The following is a 19100-nucleotide window of genomic DNA, read 5'->3' as shown; positions in this document are numbered from 1 at the left end:
AGCATTTCCCCGCGCACCTCAACGAAGCGCTGCGCCGATGTCGCCCGGGCTCGCTTTCGACACTCCCTGACCACACGAGCATCACCTATACCCCGTACAGGTAAGGAACTCAGAATGTCCACACAACCGCAATCCACACGTAAGTGGTGGGCGTTGGCGTTGATCGCCGCCGCTCAGTTCATGGTCATCATGGACACCTCGATCATCGGTGTCGCTCTCCCCCAGATGCAGAGCGATCTCGGCTTTTCCCAGGAAGGCCTGACCTGGGTCTTCAATGCGTACGTCATCGCATTCGGCGGGCTACTCCTCCTCGGCGGCCGCCTGTCCGACCTGTTCGGCGCCCGCAGAGTGTTCTCTGCTGGTTGGCTGATCCTGCTGATCGGTTCCGTTGTCGCCGGTGCCGCCGGTAACGTCGCCGTCGAACTTGCGGGCCGTGCAGTCCAGGGCGCAGGCGCCGCACTCATCGCACCATCGGCGCTCACCTTGCTGATGATGCTGTTCGGCAGCACACAAAAGGAAATGACCAAGGCGCTGTCCATCTACGGCGCTGCCGCCCCGGCCGGCGGTACGGCCGGCGTGTTCCTCGGCGGCGTCATCACCGAATACACCAGCTGGCCTTGGGTGTTCTACCTCAACATTCCCATCGCTGTCATCGCGCTGATCGCTACTCCCCTCCTGATGCCGAACGCACCGGCACGTACCGGGTCGATCGACTTCCTCGGCGCACTCGCTGTCACCGCAGGTCTTGCTGTCGGAGTCTTCGGCATCGTCAGAGCACCTGACGTCGGATGGGGATCCGGGCAGACGTGGCTGGCACTCGCCGTTTCGGCCGCTCTGTTGGGTGCATTCGTGTTGATCCAGTCGAAGCGTCGGGAACCTCTGGTGCGTCTGGGAATCTTCAAGGCGCCCAACCTCGGTGCCGCGAACATCGCTCAGCTCGTGCTCGGCGCCGCCTGGATACCGATGTGGTTCTTCCTGAACCTGTACCTGCAGCAAGTGCTCGGATACAGCGCCTTCCCGGCCGGTGCGGCGCTGCTGCCGATGACGATCTTCGTCATGCTCGGCATGGTCGTCGTGGCACCACGGGCCATGGCGCGCTTCGGCGCAAAAGCAATGATCGTGACCGGATTGCTGGTACTGGGAATCGGTTTGGGTTGGATGTCGTTGATCCGGCCCACCGGCAACTTCTGGGTCGACGTACTGCCGGCGTCGCTCGTGGCTGCGGCAGGTATGACGCTGGCGTTCATTCCCTCACTCGGTACGGCGATTTCGGCTGCACGCCCGGAAGAGGGCGGATTGGCTTCCGGCATCGTCAACGTCAGCTACCAGGTCGGCTCGGCTGTCGGCCTCGCGGTGATGACCGCGATCGCAGCAGTGTTCGGCGCTGATCAACTCGGTGACCTGACGGAGTTGACGAAAGGTTTCTCCGCCGTGTTCCTCGGAGCAGCCGCCATCGCAGTGGTTGGCGCAGCAATCACCGCGGTCGTGATGCGGTCGACCAAGGTCGACGATCCTCGAACCGTTCAATCCACCGTCAATTCTTGACCAACTCCGGTGGTGGGTTCGGCCGGCTGTCACCAGCCGAACCCACCACCGGCGGAACCACTTAGGACTCGTTATGTCGCGCCTTGCTTCTCTCACGCCCACCACCGCTGTCGGTGCATCGAAAGACCTTCTCGCCGAACTCGTCAACCGTCACGGAGAGGTCGGTGACATGGTCGCGGCGATGGCTCATTCGCCCGCTGTGCTGGGCGGCTATCTGCAACTCAGCCGAGCAATGAAGCGAGCGAAACTGAGCCGCAAGATCACCGAGCGAATCTCTATCGCTGTGCAGGTCCAGCAAGGTTGCGCTGTTTGCCTCGAAGCCCACGTGGCCGCCGCGCACGCCAACGGCGTCGAGGCGGACGAGATCGAGCGTGCCCGCGCGGGCACCTCGGCCGATCCCGCCATCGCGGCAATGATCGACCTCGGGCTTCGCGTCTATCGGGAGCCTGCCTCGATTTCAGACGAACACATCACGGGCCTTCGAGCGCACGGCTACGGTGATCGCGAGATCGCCGACGTAGTCGGAATCGTCGCCCTCAATGTCCTGACCGGAGCTTTCAATCTTGTCGCGGGAGTGAAACCAAATGAACCGGATCGCTAACTCCGCACCGGAACGGAACAGCCTGCGTCTGTTCTTGATTCGCGACTATCGCCTGCTCTTCAGCGCCCAGATCATCGCGCTGTTCGGCACCGGGTTGGCGACGGTTGCGCTGGGTCTACTCGCCTACGAACTCGCCGGACCGAGCGCCGGAGCCGTGCTGGCCACCGCGCTGACGATCAAGATGTCCCTGTACGTCGTGATCGCTCCACTCGCGGCGGCGTACGTAGACCGGTTGCCGAGACGGGCTTTCCTCGTTGCCCTCGACGCCATTCGTGCAGCAGTCGTGATCGCATTGCCCTTCGTCAGCGAGATCTGGCACATCTACGTGCTGGTGGGCGTTCTCCAAGCTGCGTCGGCAGCGTTCACTCCCACGTTCCAAGCGGTCATCCCTGACATCGTGACCGACGAGGCCGATTTCACCCGCGCACTGTCGGCATCGCAGGTCGCTTACACGATGGAAAGCCTGCTCAGCCCTGTTCTTGCCGCAGTCGCACTGTCCTTCATGACATTCAACCTGTTGTTCGTCGCCACCTCCGTGGGCTTTGCGGTCTCGGCACTGCTCGTGCTGGCCACCCGAATCCCCAACGCTCGCCGAAGTACTCACCGCAAGGCGTGGGATCGGATCGCGTCGGGGGTGCGGATCTTCGTGACCACGCCGCGACTGCGCGGCATCATGGCACTCAATCTCGTGGTGGCAGCAGCCGGATCGATCGTGGTGGTCAACACCGTCAACTACGTCCGCGACGAGCTCGGTGGAACCCAATCCGACGTGGCGTGGATGCTTGCCGCGTCAGGCACCGGCACGTTGGTGACCGCGCTTCTTCTTCCACGCGTTCTCGACAGAACCGCTGAACGAACTGTGATGACAGCAGGTTCCGTTGTCCTGGTCGTCAGCGCCGGCGCGGCAGCAGCCCTCGCCGTGGCCGGTGTATTCACGTGGATGCTCACTGCCGCAGTGTGGGCGCTCGTCGGCGCCGGCATGGCCATGATCGTCACTCCGACCGGAAAAGTACTTCGGCGCTCCGTCGAACCCGCAGGTATACCGGAGGTGTTCGCAGCCCAGTTCTCCCTGTCGCACCTTGCCTGGCTTGTCACCTATCCGATCGCCGGATGGGTTGGTTCGAGCGCGGGATTTGCGGTCACCTGGAGCATCCTTGCAGCGCTTGTCGCAGTGGGAGCCGTTGCAGGATTTGCACTTTGGCCTCGGGAGACGGTTGTTGAATTGCCCGGACAGGCGACGTACGAAACCACCCGAGGCGAATGCACCTTGGCGGCTGCCCAGTGCGCGTGCGCTCGCACCGTCTGACGTCGACGGTCCGACTGAACCCCGACAGCGCTACAACGAAAGTGGTGGTGCAGCCATCGCCTGCACCACCACTCTTGGCTCAACTCACGTCGGCGTACTTCCTCGGATTTGCGTCGAATCGAGGACCACATCCCTTGCAGCAGAACCAGTACCGATTACCTTCGAAGTCACGGAACAGGCCTTCCGCTTCGGCACGCGCCTTTTCGATCACACTGCCGGGCATGACCCGACATTCGACGAGTTCACTACTGCCAGCGTTGAGTAGGTCTTTACCACCGGTCGGCATCGCCGAACCGACAGCGCCGACATCGCCTTTGGCGTCAGACTTCGGGGTGTTGCCACAGCCACAACTGCTCATTGGGATTCCTGTTCTTTTGCGGGACGGATGTGGCCCGCAAGCGAGCCCGATACAACCGCCAGTATACCCCCTATAGGTATATTTTACTGAGCCTGAGGGTGCGTTCAGTTGACATCTCGCCGTATAAACCGTTGCGGGATAGGGAATATACCGTCGCTGGATCCCCGCTCGCCTGCAGCATCATGACACAGTCAACCCTATACCTACTGGGGGTATAGGGTAGGTCTGGTATCGACCATCCATGTCCGCGAGGTCGTCGACGAAGAGGAGCAATGAAGAACTGGAAAGCAATCGGCAGCAGCCGATTCGCCGTGGTTGGAGCTTTGCTGTTGGTCGGCGTGCTCTGGGGAAGCTCGTTCCCCCTGGTTGCTGTGGCAGCACCAACTCTCGGCGCCGTCGGCACGACGCACGGCCGCTTCATTGTTGCAGCGTTGGTTCTCGCGCTGATAACTGCTTCCAGCAGATCGACCTGGCGCGCGGTCCGTCATCGGTTTCCTGCATTCCTACTGCTGGCTGCCCTCAATGTCGCTGGGCCCCTGACACTTGTCGCAACTGCGATCGTCGGCCTCAACTCGTCGACGGCGTCGATCCTGAATGCCACGACTCCGATGTTCACAGTATTCGTCGCCGCTTTCTGGCTTCGACAAAAGATCACCTGGCGAAAACTCTCGGGGGTCGCGATCGGCATCGTCGGCGTCTCGGTGCTTGTCGGCGGAATTCCGTCAGCGATCGACAGTCGCGCAACGCTGGCCATTGGCGCATCTTTGACCGCGGCGCTGCTGTACGCAGTCGGAGGTGTCTACGCACGAAAGTCGTTCCAGGACACTCCACCCCTGACGCTGGCCCTCGGCCAACAACTTGCCGCGGTCGCCCTCTTGGTGCCGGTGTCCGCCGTCGCTCCCCCTCCGGGGCCCATAACCGTCGGCCCACTCATCGCCGTGGTAGCCCTGGGGCTGGGGGCTACGGCCGGTGGCTACCTGGTCTACTTCTGGATAATTCGTCAGGCGGGTCCAGTCGCGGCATCGGCCGTCACGCTTCTCGTTCCGATTTCGGCATCAGCTATCGGAGTGCTGTGGTTGAACGAACCTGTCACCTTCGCGCTCGTCGGCGGGCTCGTCGTCATTCTTGCCGGAGTCGGCTTGCTCCTGGATCTTCCACCGACGCGAGATCCATCCCGCAGGGTTGCCCCGGACCGGGCGGCTAGCGCGGACAAACGGCCGGTCAGCGGCTGATCGGAGCAGTCCAAAGTCCGACCAGCGCGTCGACGAGATCGGTCGTGAAGTCCTCCCATGACGTGACCGCGTCCGGCCCCTCTTCGGCAAGCGTGCGCTCGCGTTCGGCGAACATGTGCACGATCGCATTACGCCCGATGTCCGCGCGGGCGCGTCGAACACTCATCGGCATGTCAGTCAGACAGGCTGAAAGTCCGCGTAGCGTCTCCTGCAGAGTAGGCGAGGCCAGCACCTCGTCGTAAACGATTTTCCGCAGGACCGGGTCGGTGAGAATCTGCGCGCTGAACCGCGCATACCAGGTCGGGCCACCCATTTCGGCGTAGTGATCGGTCGACGCCCGAACCAGACACGAAATCCAGTCACGAACATTTGTGGACCCTTCGATCTCACGCAGCAGTTCGCCACGGTTCTTCTCGACCTGCTGGGAATGCTTGTTCACGATCGCGCGGACCAGATCGGTCTTGGTTCCGAAGTGATATCCGACGGCAGCATTGTTGCCCTGACCTGCCGCGTCGCTCACCTGACGGTTCGAAACCGCGAAGACTCCATGTTCTGCGAACAACTGCTCGGCGACGGCGAGAATGCGGTCTCGGGTTGCAGCAGAGCGCGCGGAATTTGCGGCGCCGCCGACATCGGCCGACGCGTCCTCAGTCCTCGTAGTCATGGACACCATCATCCTCGACCATCCGAAGCTGCTCGGCACCGGAGATATTCGTCACGATCGGAGGCGCACCCTTCCGTTAAGTCAGTCACTTGATTTAACTTTAGTTCAATCAAGTGACTTAAACCATTATTCGTTCTTCCTCCGATGGAGTTACCGCAATGTCGTCAACCACTTCTCCACCACCGACAACGCCGCCACAGACAACGAAGTCGCCATCCACCACCGCAGTGGTGGCTGTTCTGGCGTTTTCCGGCATCGTCGTCTCCCTCATGCAGACGCTGGTCATCCCGATCATCCCGCATCTGCCCGAGTACTTGAACGCGCCGGCGTCCGATACCGCGTGGGCTGTGACCGCCACGCTGCTCGCAGCTGCCGTCGCCGTCCCGACCATGGGCCGCTTGGGCGACATGTTCGGCAAACGGCGTCTACTCCTGATCAGCATGGCGCTGTTGGTAACCGGTTCGGTGGTCGGAGCACTCAGTTCGAGCGTTATCCCCCTCGTTGCCGGCCGAATCCTGCAGGGCCTTGCTGCCGGCGTCATTCCGCTGGGCATCAGTGTGATGCGCGACGTGCTTCCGCCCAAGAAGCTCGCCGGCGCTGTTGCGATGATGAGCGCTTCACTGGGAGTCGGTGGCGCTCTAGGTCTTCCGATCGCGGCTTTGATCGCCGAGTACGCCGACTGGCACGTCCTGTTCTGGGCGTCAGCCGTGCTCGGCGCTCTTGCGGCCGTTCTTGTTGTCGTCCTGGTCCCCGAATCGACGGTTCGCACAGGTGGCACGTTCGACTTCGGCGGGGCAATCTCGCTCTCAGCCGCCCTCATCGCTCTACTACTGGCCATTTCCAAGGGTGGCGACTGGGGTTGGACGAGCACGCTCACGCTTTCCCTGTTCGGCGCCGCGATCCTGATATTCGGATTCTGGGCTTGGTGGGAACTACGCACCCCCAAGCCGCTGGTGGATCTACGCGTATCCATCCGCCGCCAGGTGCTCTTCACCAACCTCGCATCGATCGTGTTCGGATTCGCGATGTTCGCCGCCAGCATGGTCTTTCCCCAGGTAGTCCAGTTGCCTGAAGTCACTGGTTACGGCCTAGGCGGTTCGATGCTCACCGCAGGTCTGGTCATGGCTCCCTCCGGCATCATCATGATGCTGATCTCTCCGCTGTCCTCACGCATCACCAATTCGCACGGCCCCAAGGTGACGCTCATGCTCGGCGCCGTTGTCGTCGCAATCGGTTACGGCATCGGCATTTTCGCCATGCACTCGATTTGGGAACTGATCGTGATCGCCGTGATCATCGGCGCCGGTACCGGTATGGCTTACGGCGCGATGCCCGCTCTCATCATGGGGGCTGTTCCTCCGTCCGAGACCGGTGCAGCCAACAGCTTCAACACCCTGATGCGCTCCCTCGGTACATCATTCGCCAGCGCCATCGCGGGTGTCGTCATCGCCCAGATGACCATGTCCATCGGTGGGGCAACGCTGCCGTCGGAGAACGCTTTCCGCGTCGTCATGGCCCTCGCTGCCGGATCCGCCGTCGTCGCACTCGTCCTGGCCGGTTTCCTCCCTCGGTTCAAGGGCTCCAACTCCCGCAAGGAGATTGGTAGCCAGCACACCGATACGTCCCCGACCACGTCGAAGGAATCCGTTCCGACACACTGAGCCAGCGCGCAATACACACTGCGCTGTACACACAGCCCGGCCCCGGCGGAGTCCAACTCCGTCGGGGCCGACGCGTTTCACACATATTGCTGTTGATACACCTGCGGACGACAGTTTCGTGACATGCTCCGTTGAGATGGGTGCTCGTTCGATACTCGGGGAAAGGATGCCGCGATCGCCGCTCCTCGTGCTGACGTAGCCCTTGCTGTCGCCGCCGCTGCCGTCCTGGGCATAGGCGTCGGTGTCCTTCTTGCCGATGTCGTCGCCGGCCTGGCTGCAGGTGCGGGTGCTGCGGTGGTATTTCGGTTTGCTCTTCGGATGATCAATACCCGAAAGTGAGCGTTTGCCGAGGGTCCTACTTCAGGACACGGATCGCCGAGCCCGGAAGGATTCCGCTCGATGGCGGATAGATCGACGTTGCCCCGTTGAAGAACATGTGAGCGGGAGTCGTGGATACCGGCAGCAGGTCGACGTCCTTGAACAATGCCCGCTCACTTTCCTCCCAGACCTTGCAGGACTCGTCACCGGGAAGAAGCGAAGCCTCAGTGGACAATTCGATGTACTTCTTGTTGTCGAGGGAAGCGAAGTTCACTCCTTCAGGCTTCGGTGGGCCGGTGAAGTACTTCGCAAAGATACTCGGCGTATCACTCCCCAGCGTCAAACCGATGGAAACGTCCCACGACGACAGGTCGGTGGTGCTGAATGTGTTGGCGATGACAAAACTGTAGTCGCCGCCGGTCAGTTTCACTCTCGCGCCCAGTCCTTCCCACTGTGTTGCCACGTATTCCGCGGCGGCAGAGTTCGTATCGCGTGAGTTGTTGAAAATCACGTTGAGGGCAAGCGGTCGCCCGTCCTTCGTCAGGATGCCGTCGGGACCCGCCTTCCAACCTGCGTCGGACAGCGTTTTCTTTGCTGCGTCGACGTCGAACTCGGGAATCGTTCCTTCAACACTGTTGTAGTCGCAGGCAAGGGGTTCCGAAACCGCGAGGGCACGTGCGCGGGTTCCTTTACCGCCGGTGGTGATCTCGGTGTAGTCGTCCAGGTCTACTGCCTGCACGAGGGCCTGCCGTACAGCACGGTCTGCCGTGGGTAGGGCCGCGAAATGATTGAAGATGAACTCGCCGGACAACGTGGTGTAGGTCTTCGAATCCAGACCCGCGGCCAAGACTCGTTCCTCGTCCGAACCGGTGACCGCTGCGGCATTCACTCCGCCTGTGAGAACAAGATTCGCCGTCGTACTGGGATCGGTGACAATCTTGATCGTCACTGTCTTCGGCACTCCGAGAGTGTCGGAAGTGGTCTCGCCGTTCGGACTCCAGGTGTAGCCGTCGCGGCGTTCCATCGTGATGTGATCGTTGGGAACAACTTCGGTGACCTTGAACAGACCCGTTCCGTTACTACTGGAACGGATACTGGCCGGGTCTTCGAGCGTCGCAGCGCACGGAAGCCGCAACGCGCCGATCCGAGAGAGCAGGAAGGGCGCTGGCTCGGCGGTAGTCACCGTCAGTTCGTCACCGTCCGCTGAGGCCGAAGTCGACATCGGCACAGTGGATCCGCGTAGCGGTGAAGCGTTTTCAGGATCCATGACCCAGTTGATGTCATCGGCCGCGGTCTGTGCGGTGAAGGAAGTGCCGTCGGCACAAGTGATGCCCTTCTTGAGCACGAACTTCAGCGTGTTCCCTTCTTCACTCCAGCTCTCCGCCAGATAGGGACGCACAGTGCGTGTTTGCGCGTCGATGTCGATCAACGAATCGTACGAGTACGCGTTCACGATCTGAGTCGACGTAAGGTTGGTGATCAGAGGGTGCAGATTTCCGGGATCGGCGTTGATGACAGTCGTGAAACTGCCGTCCTTTGCATACTCACCGACTGAACCTTCGGGACTGGATGCGCCGCCACACCCGGCCAGGGTGAAAACGCCAACGCTGATAACTGCTGTCGCGGAGACAGAACGGGCTTTCATACGAGCCGCCATCTACTAGGAGTTGCCATGGCGACAATCGTGCGGGATTGACGTGGTCTGTATCTCGTTGAAGTTCCCCATACAGTCGGCCGTACTCTGTTCGATTGTCACTATCGACCGGGCAAGCGCAGACGCTAAGTACGACGCTGCCGTTGACGGTGATTCGCGACGTTGATTCGGTTGCCGCACAACGCCGGCATGCAGTATCGGCGTCGCCCTCCCCTGCTCGTATCGACAAACACCCCGTTGCACGTCGGCGATGCGCATGGACGGAATCGTTCGTACCCCAATGTGCGCAGAGTCCCCAGCAACGAGTATCCGATCAACAACGTGAGTTCACCCGCGAGATCGATTGTGTTGTCCGGTACTGCATTCCACCGATAGCCGTTCTGGGAATCTGGCGTAAGTCGAACGTGATGCGGGACGGCCTGGAGAAGTTGATGAGTGCGATCGACTAGTTCGCCGGCAGTCGGAGCATCGAGAACCGAACGAATTTCCTCTCTGAGCCCCTGAACGTCCGCAAGTTCACCGCTGGTCGGCCCGCGTCCGTTGGTGAGCGCATCCGGCGAGAGTCCATGTTCGTCCAGTAGATCGTGAAGCGTCTGGGAGTCTGGCAACGCGTCACCAGCCTCCACCCACACTCGGGGTGAGGTGTTGACCAGGTCCGTCGCAAACGACGCACCGGATACGTAATCGTCTAAAACTACTTGCATCCCTTACCTCCCTGCTTTACCGTAATTGAATAACCTAACTTTACACCTTACGGAGGCGGCGGGATGGAACACTGCGCAGACCACGGACTGCCCGAGATACTCCTCGACACCCACAACCGATTACGCCGCGCCGGCACCGTGGCGTCGGGGACACCCGTCGTTGCAGCCGATCTCTACTGGTCGATCGGAGCGCTCGCCCAATGCCTGACCGCGATGGACGAGGTCATTTCACAACTGGGAATCAACGCCCGAAAGCAGTTGCGAGCTGGAAAGTTCGATGTCGAGAGCGGACCGTTCGAAGGACAACCCGACGCTGCCCTGCTCACCGCAGTTCTTGCGCTCGCCCGAGCATCGAGCAGTTGTGAACCAGTTCAGACGGCAATCGGCAATGCCCAGATCGCGGTGAGCGATCTCGTCGTCTCAAGGCCCACCAGCGCTTGACGCCCGCGCTCGCAGCCTGTCCCAATAGAGACTGTATGGTTGGTTTTCAGGCAGCCATCGAGAGCATCGACCAGCAGGAACCGGGTTATCACTGTGAGTGCAGGAACATCGACAATCTACGAGGACCGAACCGTCCGGATCGACGATCAGGGCGTCACGATCCGCCACTACTACTTCCCGTTTGTCAGCAAGTTCGTCCCGTACTCGCAGATCGAATCCGTCGACCTCGGAGTCATGTCATGGCTGAGCGGACGCGTACGAATCTGGGGAACAACAGATTTCAGCTCGTGGTACAGCCTGGATCTTTCACGCCCGTGGAAGGAGACCGCGGTGGTACTCACTCTCGCCGGCCACGGATCGCCTTCGTTCAGCCCCAAGGACGCCGATCGCGTCGAGACCGAAATCCGCAGTCGCATCGGATCACACGCCGCGAACTGACTAGCGGAACTCGGATTCGACGGTGACGATCTCACTCCAGTCGGTTCGATCGAACAACCGCGCCAGCGCAGTGAACAGAACTTCCGGGTCGACGACGCTCTCGGGTGAGTGCACACCGATCCGATCCGAAATCGTTCCGTCGGCGAGCCGGGACACCACCTGAGCAAGGCCGAGCGCCAAGGGGATTCCGGTTGCACCGGCCATGTCCGACAGCAACTCCGACACCGGTGAATCGTCTGCAATCCGGGCCACGACGCGCATCGCTCTTCCGTCGAACATTCCTGTCGCCGAGGCAAAGAACAACGGCAGGGATCCGTGGCCGGCGCGCGTGAGCATTCGAGGCGCAGCACGGATCATCCGTCCGAGCGAAGGCTTGCCCAATTCTTCGGCGGCCGAGTCGAGATCGATTCTCCCCTTGTCGATGTCGGCGCGGAGAACGTCGAGAAACGCCACGGTTTCCGGTGTGATGACCATCAGATTTGCCGAATGCCCCGCAGGATTGATGGTCCGATGAAACATCACCGGCTCCGGATGCCCGACCACGTAAGCGTTCCCCCGACGTCCGCCGGGCAGTTCGAGTGCGATGGAACGCAACGGTTCTTCGTTGACGATTCGCCCCGCACGAACCACCGGAACCTGGCCGCTGATCTGTTGCATCCAGTGAACGGCGGCTGCACTCAATGTGTCCACCGACTCGTCCTCGCCCTCGACATCAACCGGCCAGGCTGTATACAGATCGTCGACCACGTCCAATCGCGAGACTGCCATCGCGGCCAGGAGGTTACTCATCCCGGGACTTGCGCCCATGCCGACTACCGCACAGATTCCGGCTCCCCTCGCGGCACAGTCCAATTCCAGCATGTCGACGGCCGGCTCCCAGTCGTCGCAGATGTCGAGATAGTGAGTCCCGGTCTCGATCGCTGCCTGGAGAATGCCGACGCCGAAACGGAAGAACGGTCCGACCGTATTGACGACCACGTCTGCGCCGTCAAGCAATTCACGTAGCGTGCGACCGTCCGTGACGTCGATGCTGCGCGCCTCGACTTCCGCTGACGCCTGCGCCAGTTCAACTGAAAGACGCTTCGCAGCATCGATATCGCGATCCGCGACTACTACCTTGCCGATTCCCGGCAATGTTGCGGCCAGACGAACTGCTGCCGAGCCCATGGCACCGGCACCACCCAGTGCGACAACCGTGATTCCGTCAGCCATGAATTCCCTCCAAAAATGCAGTCTGATCCGCTAGATAGCCGGGAGCGAAGATCGAACGGGGAGCAAGAACGGCCACCAGAGCCGACATCAATTCCGAGTCTTCGAGGTCCTTCTCAACAATCGAGTGAGTGGCGTCGGGGTACTTCTTGACCACCAGTTGCCCTGGCGAGTCGAGTAATTCGCGGTACACCCTTTCGGTATCAGCCACGTCGACGTTGACGTCTTGTCCGCCGATGATCAAGAGCACCGGAACCTTCACGGTTTCGAGATCGGCTCGCGCATCCGAGAGGTAGTTCTTTCGGATGAAGTTCCACCGGTCTTCGGTGAGACCGTCGGCCTCGCCGGAGGCCACGAGATCGTCGAACGATGCATCACGGGCCAACTGATCCAAGTTCTTCGCACGATCGACCCGCGCTTTCTCGAACTCGTCGGCCGACGCATTTCTCTCGGAAAGTTCGGCTAGGGTATTGAATTCGCCTTGTTGGAGCCAGTTGATCGCGGGACCCACGGCAATGACGAACGCTACGTCCGGGTCGAGGTTCACCACCTTGGGCATCACCCACCCTGCCTGGCTTGCACCCCACAGACCGATCCGAGACGGATCGATATCCGAACGTCCCCGCGCCCACTCGATTGCCGCTTCCGTTTCTGCCGCGCGATCGTCCATGCTCTGGTCGAGCCAATTGCCCGGTGCCCCATTCACCCCCGGCTTGTCCCAGGAGAGTGACGCGTACCCCGCCTTTGCGAACGCCTCCCACACCGGTCGATAGAACGTCTCATGTGTTGCATCGACCGGGCCGTCTCCGTGGACGAAAACCACGAGCCCGAAGGGACCGTCACCGTGTTCGGGCAGTGCAAGGACTCCCTGGAGCGGCACCGATCCCCCGGTGATCGTCACTTTTTCCTCACGGATGTCATAGGTGTTCTGGTACAGCGTCCAGCCCACCAGAGTCGCGATCAGAACAACGACCACCGCCAGGGAAGTAACCATCCACCTGCGTAAACGAGGCTTACTCTTGCCCTCGCTCATCGATTCCGCTGCCATCTTCCCGCCCTAACGTACGAATTTGAAACGATCGTATTGCATTCGATAGTACAGTTGTGGGCGAAGATGTCGAGAAGCGAGGAAAGGACATGGCGATGACCGACAGGGACGTCGATGTACCCACGAGGATCTTGATCGAGGGACTACTGCGCACGGACGGAACTGTCGACGGGCACACCCTCTATGCCACCGCCGACGCCCTCGGCAAAACTGATCAACAGGTTCGGCTGTGCATCAAGCGGTTGGTCACCGAGGGGAAGTTCACTCAGGAAGGTCGCGGGCGACAGGCCACGCTACGAGCAACGCCGAAAGCCCTGCGCGAGATGGAACCCGACGTCGAATTCGTTCGGCTGGCCTATCGACAAGACCGCGACACTGTGACGCCGTGGGACGGGTACTGGCACCTGGCCGGATTCGCAATTCCGGAGTCGTCACGGAAAGGGCGAGATGCGCTGCGCACCAGGGTCGTTTACCTCGGCGGCGCGCTCGTCCAGGGCGGTCTGTACGTCTCGCCGCACGCCTGGGAACCGTATATTCGCGATGCGGCCGCCGAACTCGACGTCGAACAGCACCTGTCTTCTCTCACCACTCGAGATCTGAAAGTGGGCACTCTCGAAGACCCCGTGAAGATTGCCGCGCAGTTGTGGCCACTGGACCAGATCGCTGACGGATACGAACGGCTACTCGACGTAGCGACCGCACGCCTGCACAAACTGCAGAACAGTCCGGGTACCGATGCTGTCACGATGACCATCGAACTCGCGGCGGAATTCACGCGAGCCATGGAACCGGATCCGCTGTTGCCGCCGGAACTACTGCCCACCAACTGGATCGGCACGAGGGCTCGGTCGATCACTGCGCAGTGCTGGACGCTTCTGGCACAGGTGGACGGTGCCGACGAATTACCGTCGCTGTTCCACCTGTACGCAGATGCAATCGGTGACGATCAGGACGCAAGCGTGCGCTGACGGGGCGGCAGTCCGAAACGCCCGAGAACCTCGTCGACTGCGGTGGACGGTGTGACAAGTCCGCGATCCTGAAGCCACGGAATGGTGCTGTCCACCAGATGCTCGAGCGTGCGAGGCAATGCGAGAGGCAGCAACGTAACGCCGTCGGCGACCTCCGCAGCTCGGATATCGGCGATCAAACTGCCGAGACCGGAAGGCGTTCCGACGTAATGAAGCGAAACGGGAACCCGCGGCGAGGTCAACGCGCTGTCCAACTGCGCAAGCTCCTTACGAGCGGAGCGAGCCTCCGGCGCGATCAGAATCTCGAGATCGACCAGCACTGCGACGCTGTCGGGATCGCGTCCTTCTTCGGCGACGGCAGCGCGTATCCGTGCGCGTTCGAGCTGTGCCTCACGCAGATCCGCAGCGCGAATCCGAACCACATTGGTAGGGAATGAAGCCAAATCGAGAGCCTTTTCACCCTCGGTGAGGTCCACCCAGTAGTCGCCGCCGATGATGGGCAGGTTGCCGGGTGCGCCCTCAGCGGCCGGATGGTGACCGGATCCGGTCAACTCGACCGCTACGTGCAGAGAATGCGAAGCGAGTGAAGACATGTGAGACCTCCGAAAATCAGAAAAGTATGGGATGAGCGAGACGAATCGTCAGCTCGAACACATTCCTGAAGAGGTGCGGCACAGATCGACATGGCGACGGCACCACTGACCGAGAGTGATGCTCACTCTCGAAGGGGTGGCGGGAAAATCCGCTGGTGCCATGGCTGCCATGCTAGTTGTCCGTTCGAGTTTTCGGGGACCGAGCTCAGCTCAGACGCACTCGGCTGCGCCGGCATTGTCGTCTGCGGCTCCGAGGAAGGGGCGGGTCTCGGGCACAGGGTTCCACGCACCTGCCGTCTTCGCGTACTTCCAATCACGCTGATTCGAAACCAGGATGTTCACGGCGTCGACCAACCGCGTCACGTCGTCCGAGCTGCTACCGAGGCCGAGGCTGGCGCGAACTGCACCGCCGGAGAGGCCGAGGCGCGCGAGAACCGGATGTGCGCAGAAGCGACCGTCGCGAACTCCGATGCCGTGCTCGGCGGAGAGGAATGCGGCGATCTCGCCCGCTTCGAATCCGTCAACGGTGAAGGTGACGATTCCGACGGCGTCGGGAGCGTCGTTCCACAGTCGCACGAGTGAGACGCCCTCGATGGCGGACAAGCCGTCAGTGAGCTGGGCGGTGAGCGCCTTCTCATGCTCGGCGATCACGTCGAAGTCCAGGGCGTGCAGGGTTTCGCAGGCGGTCGCGATGGCTGCCGCACCGAGCACGTTGGGGGAACCCGCCTCGTGGCGGGCGGGCGCGCAAGCCCACTCGGTGGATTCGATGGTCACCTCACGCACGGCGCCGCCGCCGGCGAGGTACGGCTGAGCTTCGTCGAGCCAGTCACGGCGGCCGACGAGAACGCCGGCGCCGAAGGGCGCGTACAGCTTGTGGCCCGAGAACGCTACGTAGTCGACGCCGCATTCCTGCAGGTCGATGCGACGGTGGGGAGCCAACTGAGCAGCGTCGACGAGGATACGTGCGCCGCAACGGTGAGCGATGTCAGCCAAACGTGCAATCGGCAGGATCTCACCGGTCACGTTGGAGGCCCCGGTGATTGCGAGCAGCGCGGCAGGCTTGGTGCACAGTTCACCGATCAGACGCTCGATCGTTTCTTCGATGGTGTCTGCGGCGGTGACGATACGAGCGTCGTTCCACGGCAACAGGTTTGCGTGATGTTCGACGTCGAGGACGACGGTGCTGCCGGGGACGCACTGCGCAAGCAGGTTCAGCGAATCGGTGGTGTTCCGGGTGAAGACGACAACCTGATCGTCGGCACAGTTCACGAAACGAGCAACGGATTCACGAGCGTTCTCGTAGGTGAGCGTGGAGATCCGGGACGCATAGCCGGCACCGCGGTGGACGCTGGCGTATGTCGGCAGCAACTCGGCGATACGGTCGGTGACCTGGGCCAATGCCGGCGCACTCGCGGCGTAGTCGAAGTTGGCGTAGGAGCATTCGCCACCCTGAACCAATGGAACCTGCAGGTCGGCACCCGAAACCTTGGCAATCGCGGTGGTGCAGCAGGTGTCGGCACTCAATACAGCAGTCATCGAAGACAATCCTCACGTTCAAGGACTCGTTCGTCGGGAGATGGCCCCGGAAGAGTCCGCGCTTGCCGCATTCGTTTTCGAACGCAGCCGGGTCGTCACCCGGAGCACCCCACCGCGGAGGAGGGTTGCCGACCAGCAAGCCGGGGCTGAACACTGGTACTCGTGACCTGGCAACGAGGATGGCAGGAACCTCCCGCGCTTGTCAAGACGAAGCTGCGAAGACCGTCGTCACGGCGCGATCGTCCGGCAGGCGAGGTGGAGCGCAAGCCTGGTTTCCGGATCGGCCAGATCGACCGAGAGAAGGCGCTGAATTCTATCGATCCGACTCGATACGGTGTTGCGGTGCAAGCCCATTCGGGTTGCGGTGTGAGCCAGAGACGATTCTTCGTCGAGGTACGTCGACAGAGTCTCGAGCAACTCTCCATTGGAATCGCGTAGCGGTGCGAGCAATGCCGCGGCCGCAGGCTGGAAGGTGTCGGTTCGCGTCCACGCCAGCAGCAACTGCGCCAGCCCGAGGCGGTCCACGTGCAGGAATCGACCTGTTTGAGATCGGGAACCGGCGAGCCGAGCGGCATCCCCGGCCTCCGACAGGGACGAACCGATTCCAGCCGGACCGTCGTGTGCGCGTCCCACACCTACCCAGGTCTCCATCGTGGGTTCCAACCTGGCCTGAGCTGCACGGATGCACTCGGCGATCCTGGTGATCGCCTCCGGTCGCGGCTCGCCTGGCAGAGTCGTCCACGCCGCCCAGCCGTCAGCCTGTTCCACGACATTGGCGTCGATTCCCTCGGCGGCGAGAGCATCTGCAACCTCGCTGCGTCTTGCCACCAGGTCGACCTCACCGACCGCCAGGACTTTGATGCCGATGTGCCATCCGTCCAGCATCCAACCCGCGTCGAGTGCGCGCCGGAGCAGTCCGGGTGTGGCGTCTGCTGACGTGTCGATCAGTTCACCGAGCAACGCGCTACGCCGGCGCGCTTCACGCTCGTCGACCATGCGCGCAACGGCCAGTCGGTGCCCGGCAGCCAACGAGGCCACGTCGAGAACCACTGAGAGAGAAGCCTCTTCGACGCTTTGACGCACCGGGAGCAGCACCGCCAGCCAGGGCTCTCGGGCTGCGCCGGACATCACCGGGCACGCAATCAGGACCCCGCCGGAGTCCAATTCGACCGTGGTGGGCGCCCCGCGACCCGACAACATACCGGCAGCTGCTCGATCAGCGTCTGACAACAGGTCGGCGCCGGTCATCGGACGTCCGGACGTGTCCAGGAGAAAGAATGAACGCTGAAAGGTGTTCAGTAGCACCGACAGAAGATTCTCGACGCTTCCGCCGGCTCGTTGGCCCGCGTGTGTCGCCCGCAGTACTGCGTCGGCCATCACCGCCCGCGAATTCGAGAGAAGATCACGAAGATCCACGCTGAACTGCCACGGGTCGGATACTCCGAGCACCACCAGTCCGAGCCGATCGGCAAGCAACGAGAGATTCGCATCCTCCGCCGCAGCGCTGTGCACAGCGACCACCTGGCAGCCGGTCGCCGCTGTGCGCCGAAGGAGAGCGTCGAATCTCCACTCCCCGATGTCGATTCGATCGAGAATCACCAGAACTGATCCTGAACTCGCCGCACCCGACACGGCGTCGGCCGACTGTGCCGATTCCCCGGTGAGTGCTCCCACTGTCGTCACGACGGGATCACCCTCCCCGGCAAGTCGATACAGCCCGACAAAGGCCGGGTTGTTCAGCAACGCCGAAACACTCGCGCTCATCGCGCCTCCATCAGCACTGCGTCGTGGTCGATCCCGAATGCCCGCGGGCCGACAACTTTCAATCTGCCCACTTCGTCCGCCCACCACTGTGGACCGGGAAGAACCAACACGGCCACATCGTGCCCCTGGTGCACGGATTCACACGAGACGAAGGCGCCGGTCCGCACGTCGAGCAACGTCACGATGTCCGGGCACGTTGCAATCATCTCGCCGTCCAACGCGACGGTCAGGAACTCACTCTCGAATTCGACTCGTATCACCGCAGAATCGTGTTCGAGAATTACGCTGCCCCGACGATCGCCGGTGTCCGGACGACTACGACGGACCGCACGCACCCGGCCAGTCCCCATTACCAGGGCCCCGGAGCTCTCCGCGATCTCCTGCCAACTGCCCAGGGCCCCGATGTGCTGACCCAGTTCGTATGCTCGGGAGAGAGTTCCCGGAATGCACGCCTCCTGCACCGTCCGCGCATCGATCGACGCGATCGCCAGAGCGCCCCAACCGCTGGTTCTCCCGATCAACGACCGCACTGCTACCTCGGCGCCGAGCACATCCACTCCGTCGACGACGGTAATGAGGCCGCCGGGCTGGGCGAGTGTGACCGGGCACAATTCCAACCCGGCTGCGGCGAGAGAGAAGTGATCGAGCCGCGGCATCGCTCGACCCAGCAGGTCCGCGTCGACCACGGGAATTCCCAACGCCAACGCCGCCGCAATGCCGGAGAGAGCGTTGAGTCCACCGCCTTCGAAAGTCATCACCGCGGTCGGACGCTTCCCGGTCCAGCGCGTCAAAGCTGCTGCAGTATCTGCAAACTCACGCCCGGAGGGCAATTGCTCCTCCAAGGCCAGGGCCGATCCGACGATTCCCACCGGCATCACCAATGCCTCCTCCGGCAACTGGTCCGGCGCGATGACCTCCACCGAAGTAGACGTCATCAGTGGACGCAGCAATTCCACGAACAAGCGTGGATCGCCGCCCCCGCCGCAGCCCAGGACCACCGCCCCCGCTGCGATCGCGTCGAGGTCGGCCTCCCGGACCGCGTGCAGCCTGCTCACGGCTC

Annotated in this window: 18 protein-coding genes and 1 riboswitch; of the genes, 8 read left to right on the top strand and 10 right to left on the bottom strand. The window is 62.0% G+C overall.

Annotated features, from left to right (window positions below):
- Positions 1-114 precede the first annotated feature (114 nt).
- The 3 genes from GN300_RS13895 (at position 115) to GN300_RS13885 (ending at position 3452) form a co-directional block, all read left to right on the top strand.
- Positions 115-1545, top strand: coding sequence for an MFS transporter (locus GN300_RS13895; RefSeq protein ID WP_063315104.1), 1431 nt, complete (start codon positions 115-117; stop codon positions 1543-1545).
- 73 nt (positions 1546-1618) lie between these two features.
- Positions 1619-2146, top strand: a complete 528-nt coding sequence (locus tag GN300_RS13890) for a carboxymuconolactone decarboxylase family protein (RefSeq protein WP_063315105.1) — start codon at positions 1619-1621, stop codon at positions 2144-2146.
- Positions 2130-3452, top strand: coding sequence for an MFS transporter (locus tag GN300_RS13885; RefSeq protein ID WP_197487698.1), 1323 nt, complete (start codon positions 2130-2132; stop codon positions 3450-3452). The genes GN300_RS13890 and GN300_RS13885 overlap by 17 nt, the downstream gene beginning before the upstream one ends.
- Before the next feature lie 79 nt (positions 3453-3531).
- Here the strand turns inward: GN300_RS13885 and GN300_RS13880 are convergent, their stop codons facing one another.
- Positions 3532-3810, bottom strand: a complete 279-nt coding sequence (locus GN300_RS13880; RefSeq protein ID WP_042922741.1) for a YHS domain-containing protein — start codon at positions 3808-3810, stop codon at positions 3532-3534.
- Between the two features lie 272 nt (positions 3811-4082).
- Between GN300_RS13880 and GN300_RS13875 the strand changes: the two genes are divergently transcribed.
- Complete coding sequence (locus GN300_RS13875; RefSeq protein ID WP_063315106.1) at positions 4083-5042, top strand: DMT family transporter; 960 nt, start codon at positions 4083-4085, stop codon at positions 5040-5042.
- On the opposite strand, the gene GN300_RS13870 is transcribed toward GN300_RS13875, so the two are convergent.
- Positions 5032-5706: a TetR/AcrR family transcriptional regulator gene (locus GN300_RS13870; RefSeq protein WP_042450572.1), complete on the bottom strand. Its 675-nt coding sequence runs from the start codon at positions 5704-5706 to the stop codon at positions 5032-5034. The genes GN300_RS13875 and GN300_RS13870 overlap by 11 nt on opposite strands.
- 158 nt (positions 5707-5864) lie before the next feature.
- Between GN300_RS13870 and GN300_RS13865 the strand changes: the two genes are divergently transcribed.
- A complete protein-coding gene (locus tag GN300_RS13865) occupies positions 5865-7367 on the top strand; it encodes an MFS transporter (protein ID WP_063315107.1) in 1503 nt (500 codons plus the stop codon).
- Positions 7368-7722: 355 nt separating this feature from the next.
- On the opposite strand, the gene GN300_RS13860 is transcribed toward GN300_RS13865, so the two are convergent.
- Both GN300_RS13860 and GN300_RS13855 read right to left on the bottom strand, forming a co-directional pair.
- Complete coding sequence (locus GN300_RS13860) at positions 7723-9330, bottom strand: ABC transporter substrate-binding protein (protein ID WP_063315175.1); 1608 nt, start codon at positions 9328-9330, stop codon at positions 7723-7725.
- Positions 9331-9464: 134 nt separating this feature from the next.
- A complete protein-coding gene (locus GN300_RS13855; protein WP_050655927.1) occupies positions 9465-10043 on the bottom strand; it encodes a CGNR zinc finger domain-containing protein in 579 nt (192 codons plus the stop codon).
- 63 nt (positions 10044-10106) lie between these two features.
- On the opposite strand from GN300_RS13855, the gene GN300_RS13850 reads away from it, so the two are divergent.
- Positions 10107-10484 carry a hypothetical protein gene (locus GN300_RS13850; RefSeq protein WP_050655926.1) on the top strand — a complete coding sequence of 126 codons (378 nt, stop codon included), beginning with the start codon at positions 10107-10109 and terminating at the stop codon, positions 10482-10484.
- A 93-nt stretch (positions 10485-10577) separates the two neighbouring features.
- The gene (locus GN300_RS13845; protein ID WP_063315108.1) at positions 10578-10922 is read left to right on the top strand and encodes a hypothetical protein; all 345 of its coding nucleotides are present in this window, start codon (positions 10578-10580) and stop codon (positions 10920-10922) included.
- Here the strand turns inward: GN300_RS13845 and GN300_RS13840 are convergent, their stop codons facing one another.
- Both GN300_RS13840 and GN300_RS13835 read right to left on the bottom strand, forming a co-directional pair.
- Entirely contained in the window at positions 10923-12134 is a 1212-nt protein-coding gene (locus tag GN300_RS13840; RefSeq protein ID WP_054187867.1) for a saccharopine dehydrogenase family protein, read from the bottom strand. It abuts the gene before it with no gap.
- On the bottom strand, positions 12127-13125 hold the full coding sequence (locus tag GN300_RS13835; RefSeq protein WP_029254370.1) for a S9 family peptidase: 999 nt from the start codon (positions 13123-13125) through the stop codon (positions 12127-12129). Before GN300_RS13835 ends, GN300_RS13840 begins: the two co-directional genes overlap by 8 nt.
- A gap of 143 nt (positions 13126-13268) precedes the next feature.
- On the opposite strand from GN300_RS13835, the gene GN300_RS13830 reads away from it, so the two are divergent.
- Positions 13269-14147 carry a DNA-binding transcriptional regulator gene (locus GN300_RS13830; protein ID WP_054187927.1) on the top strand — a complete coding sequence of 293 codons (879 nt, stop codon included), beginning with the start codon at positions 13269-13271 and terminating at the stop codon, positions 14145-14147.
- Here GN300_RS13830 and GN300_RS13825 read toward each other — a convergent pair.
- The 4 genes from GN300_RS13825 to GN300_RS13810 form a co-directional block, all read right to left on the bottom strand.
- The gene (locus GN300_RS13825) at positions 14126-14740 is read right to left on the bottom strand and encodes a hypothetical protein (protein ID WP_003941149.1); all 615 of its coding nucleotides are present in this window, start codon (positions 14738-14740) and stop codon (positions 14126-14128) included. The genes GN300_RS13830 and GN300_RS13825 overlap by 22 nt on opposite strands.
- Positions 14741-14950: 210 nt before the next feature.
- Positions 14951-16276 (bottom strand): aminotransferase class V-fold PLP-dependent enzyme, encoded by a 1326-nt coding sequence (locus GN300_RS13820; RefSeq protein WP_003941108.1) that lies wholly within the window; start codon positions 16274-16276, stop codon positions 14951-14953.
- Positions 16277-16329: 53 nt separating this feature from the next.
- A riboswitch (SAM riboswitch) is annotated at positions 16330-16444 on the bottom strand.
- 60 nt (positions 16445-16504) lie between these two features.
- Positions 16505-18040, bottom strand: a complete 1536-nt coding sequence (locus GN300_RS13815; protein ID WP_063315109.1) for a CdaR family transcriptional regulator — start codon at positions 18038-18040, stop codon at positions 16505-16507.
- Entirely contained in the window at positions 18037-19095 is a 1059-nt protein-coding gene (locus tag GN300_RS13810) for a DUF917 domain-containing protein (RefSeq protein WP_063315110.1), read from the bottom strand. The genes GN300_RS13815 and GN300_RS13810 overlap by 4 nt, the downstream gene beginning before the upstream one ends.
- Positions 19096-19100 lie beyond the last annotated feature (5 nt).

The organism is Rhodococcus sp. Ni2, from assembly GCF_021352185.1.
Lineage (GTDB): Bacteria > Actinomycetota > Actinomycetes > Mycobacteriales > Mycobacteriaceae > Rhodococcus_F > Rhodococcus_F qingshengii.
The sequence above is the reverse complement of the archived record's forward strand: the minus strand, read 5'-3'. Positions and strand labels throughout refer to the sequence as shown.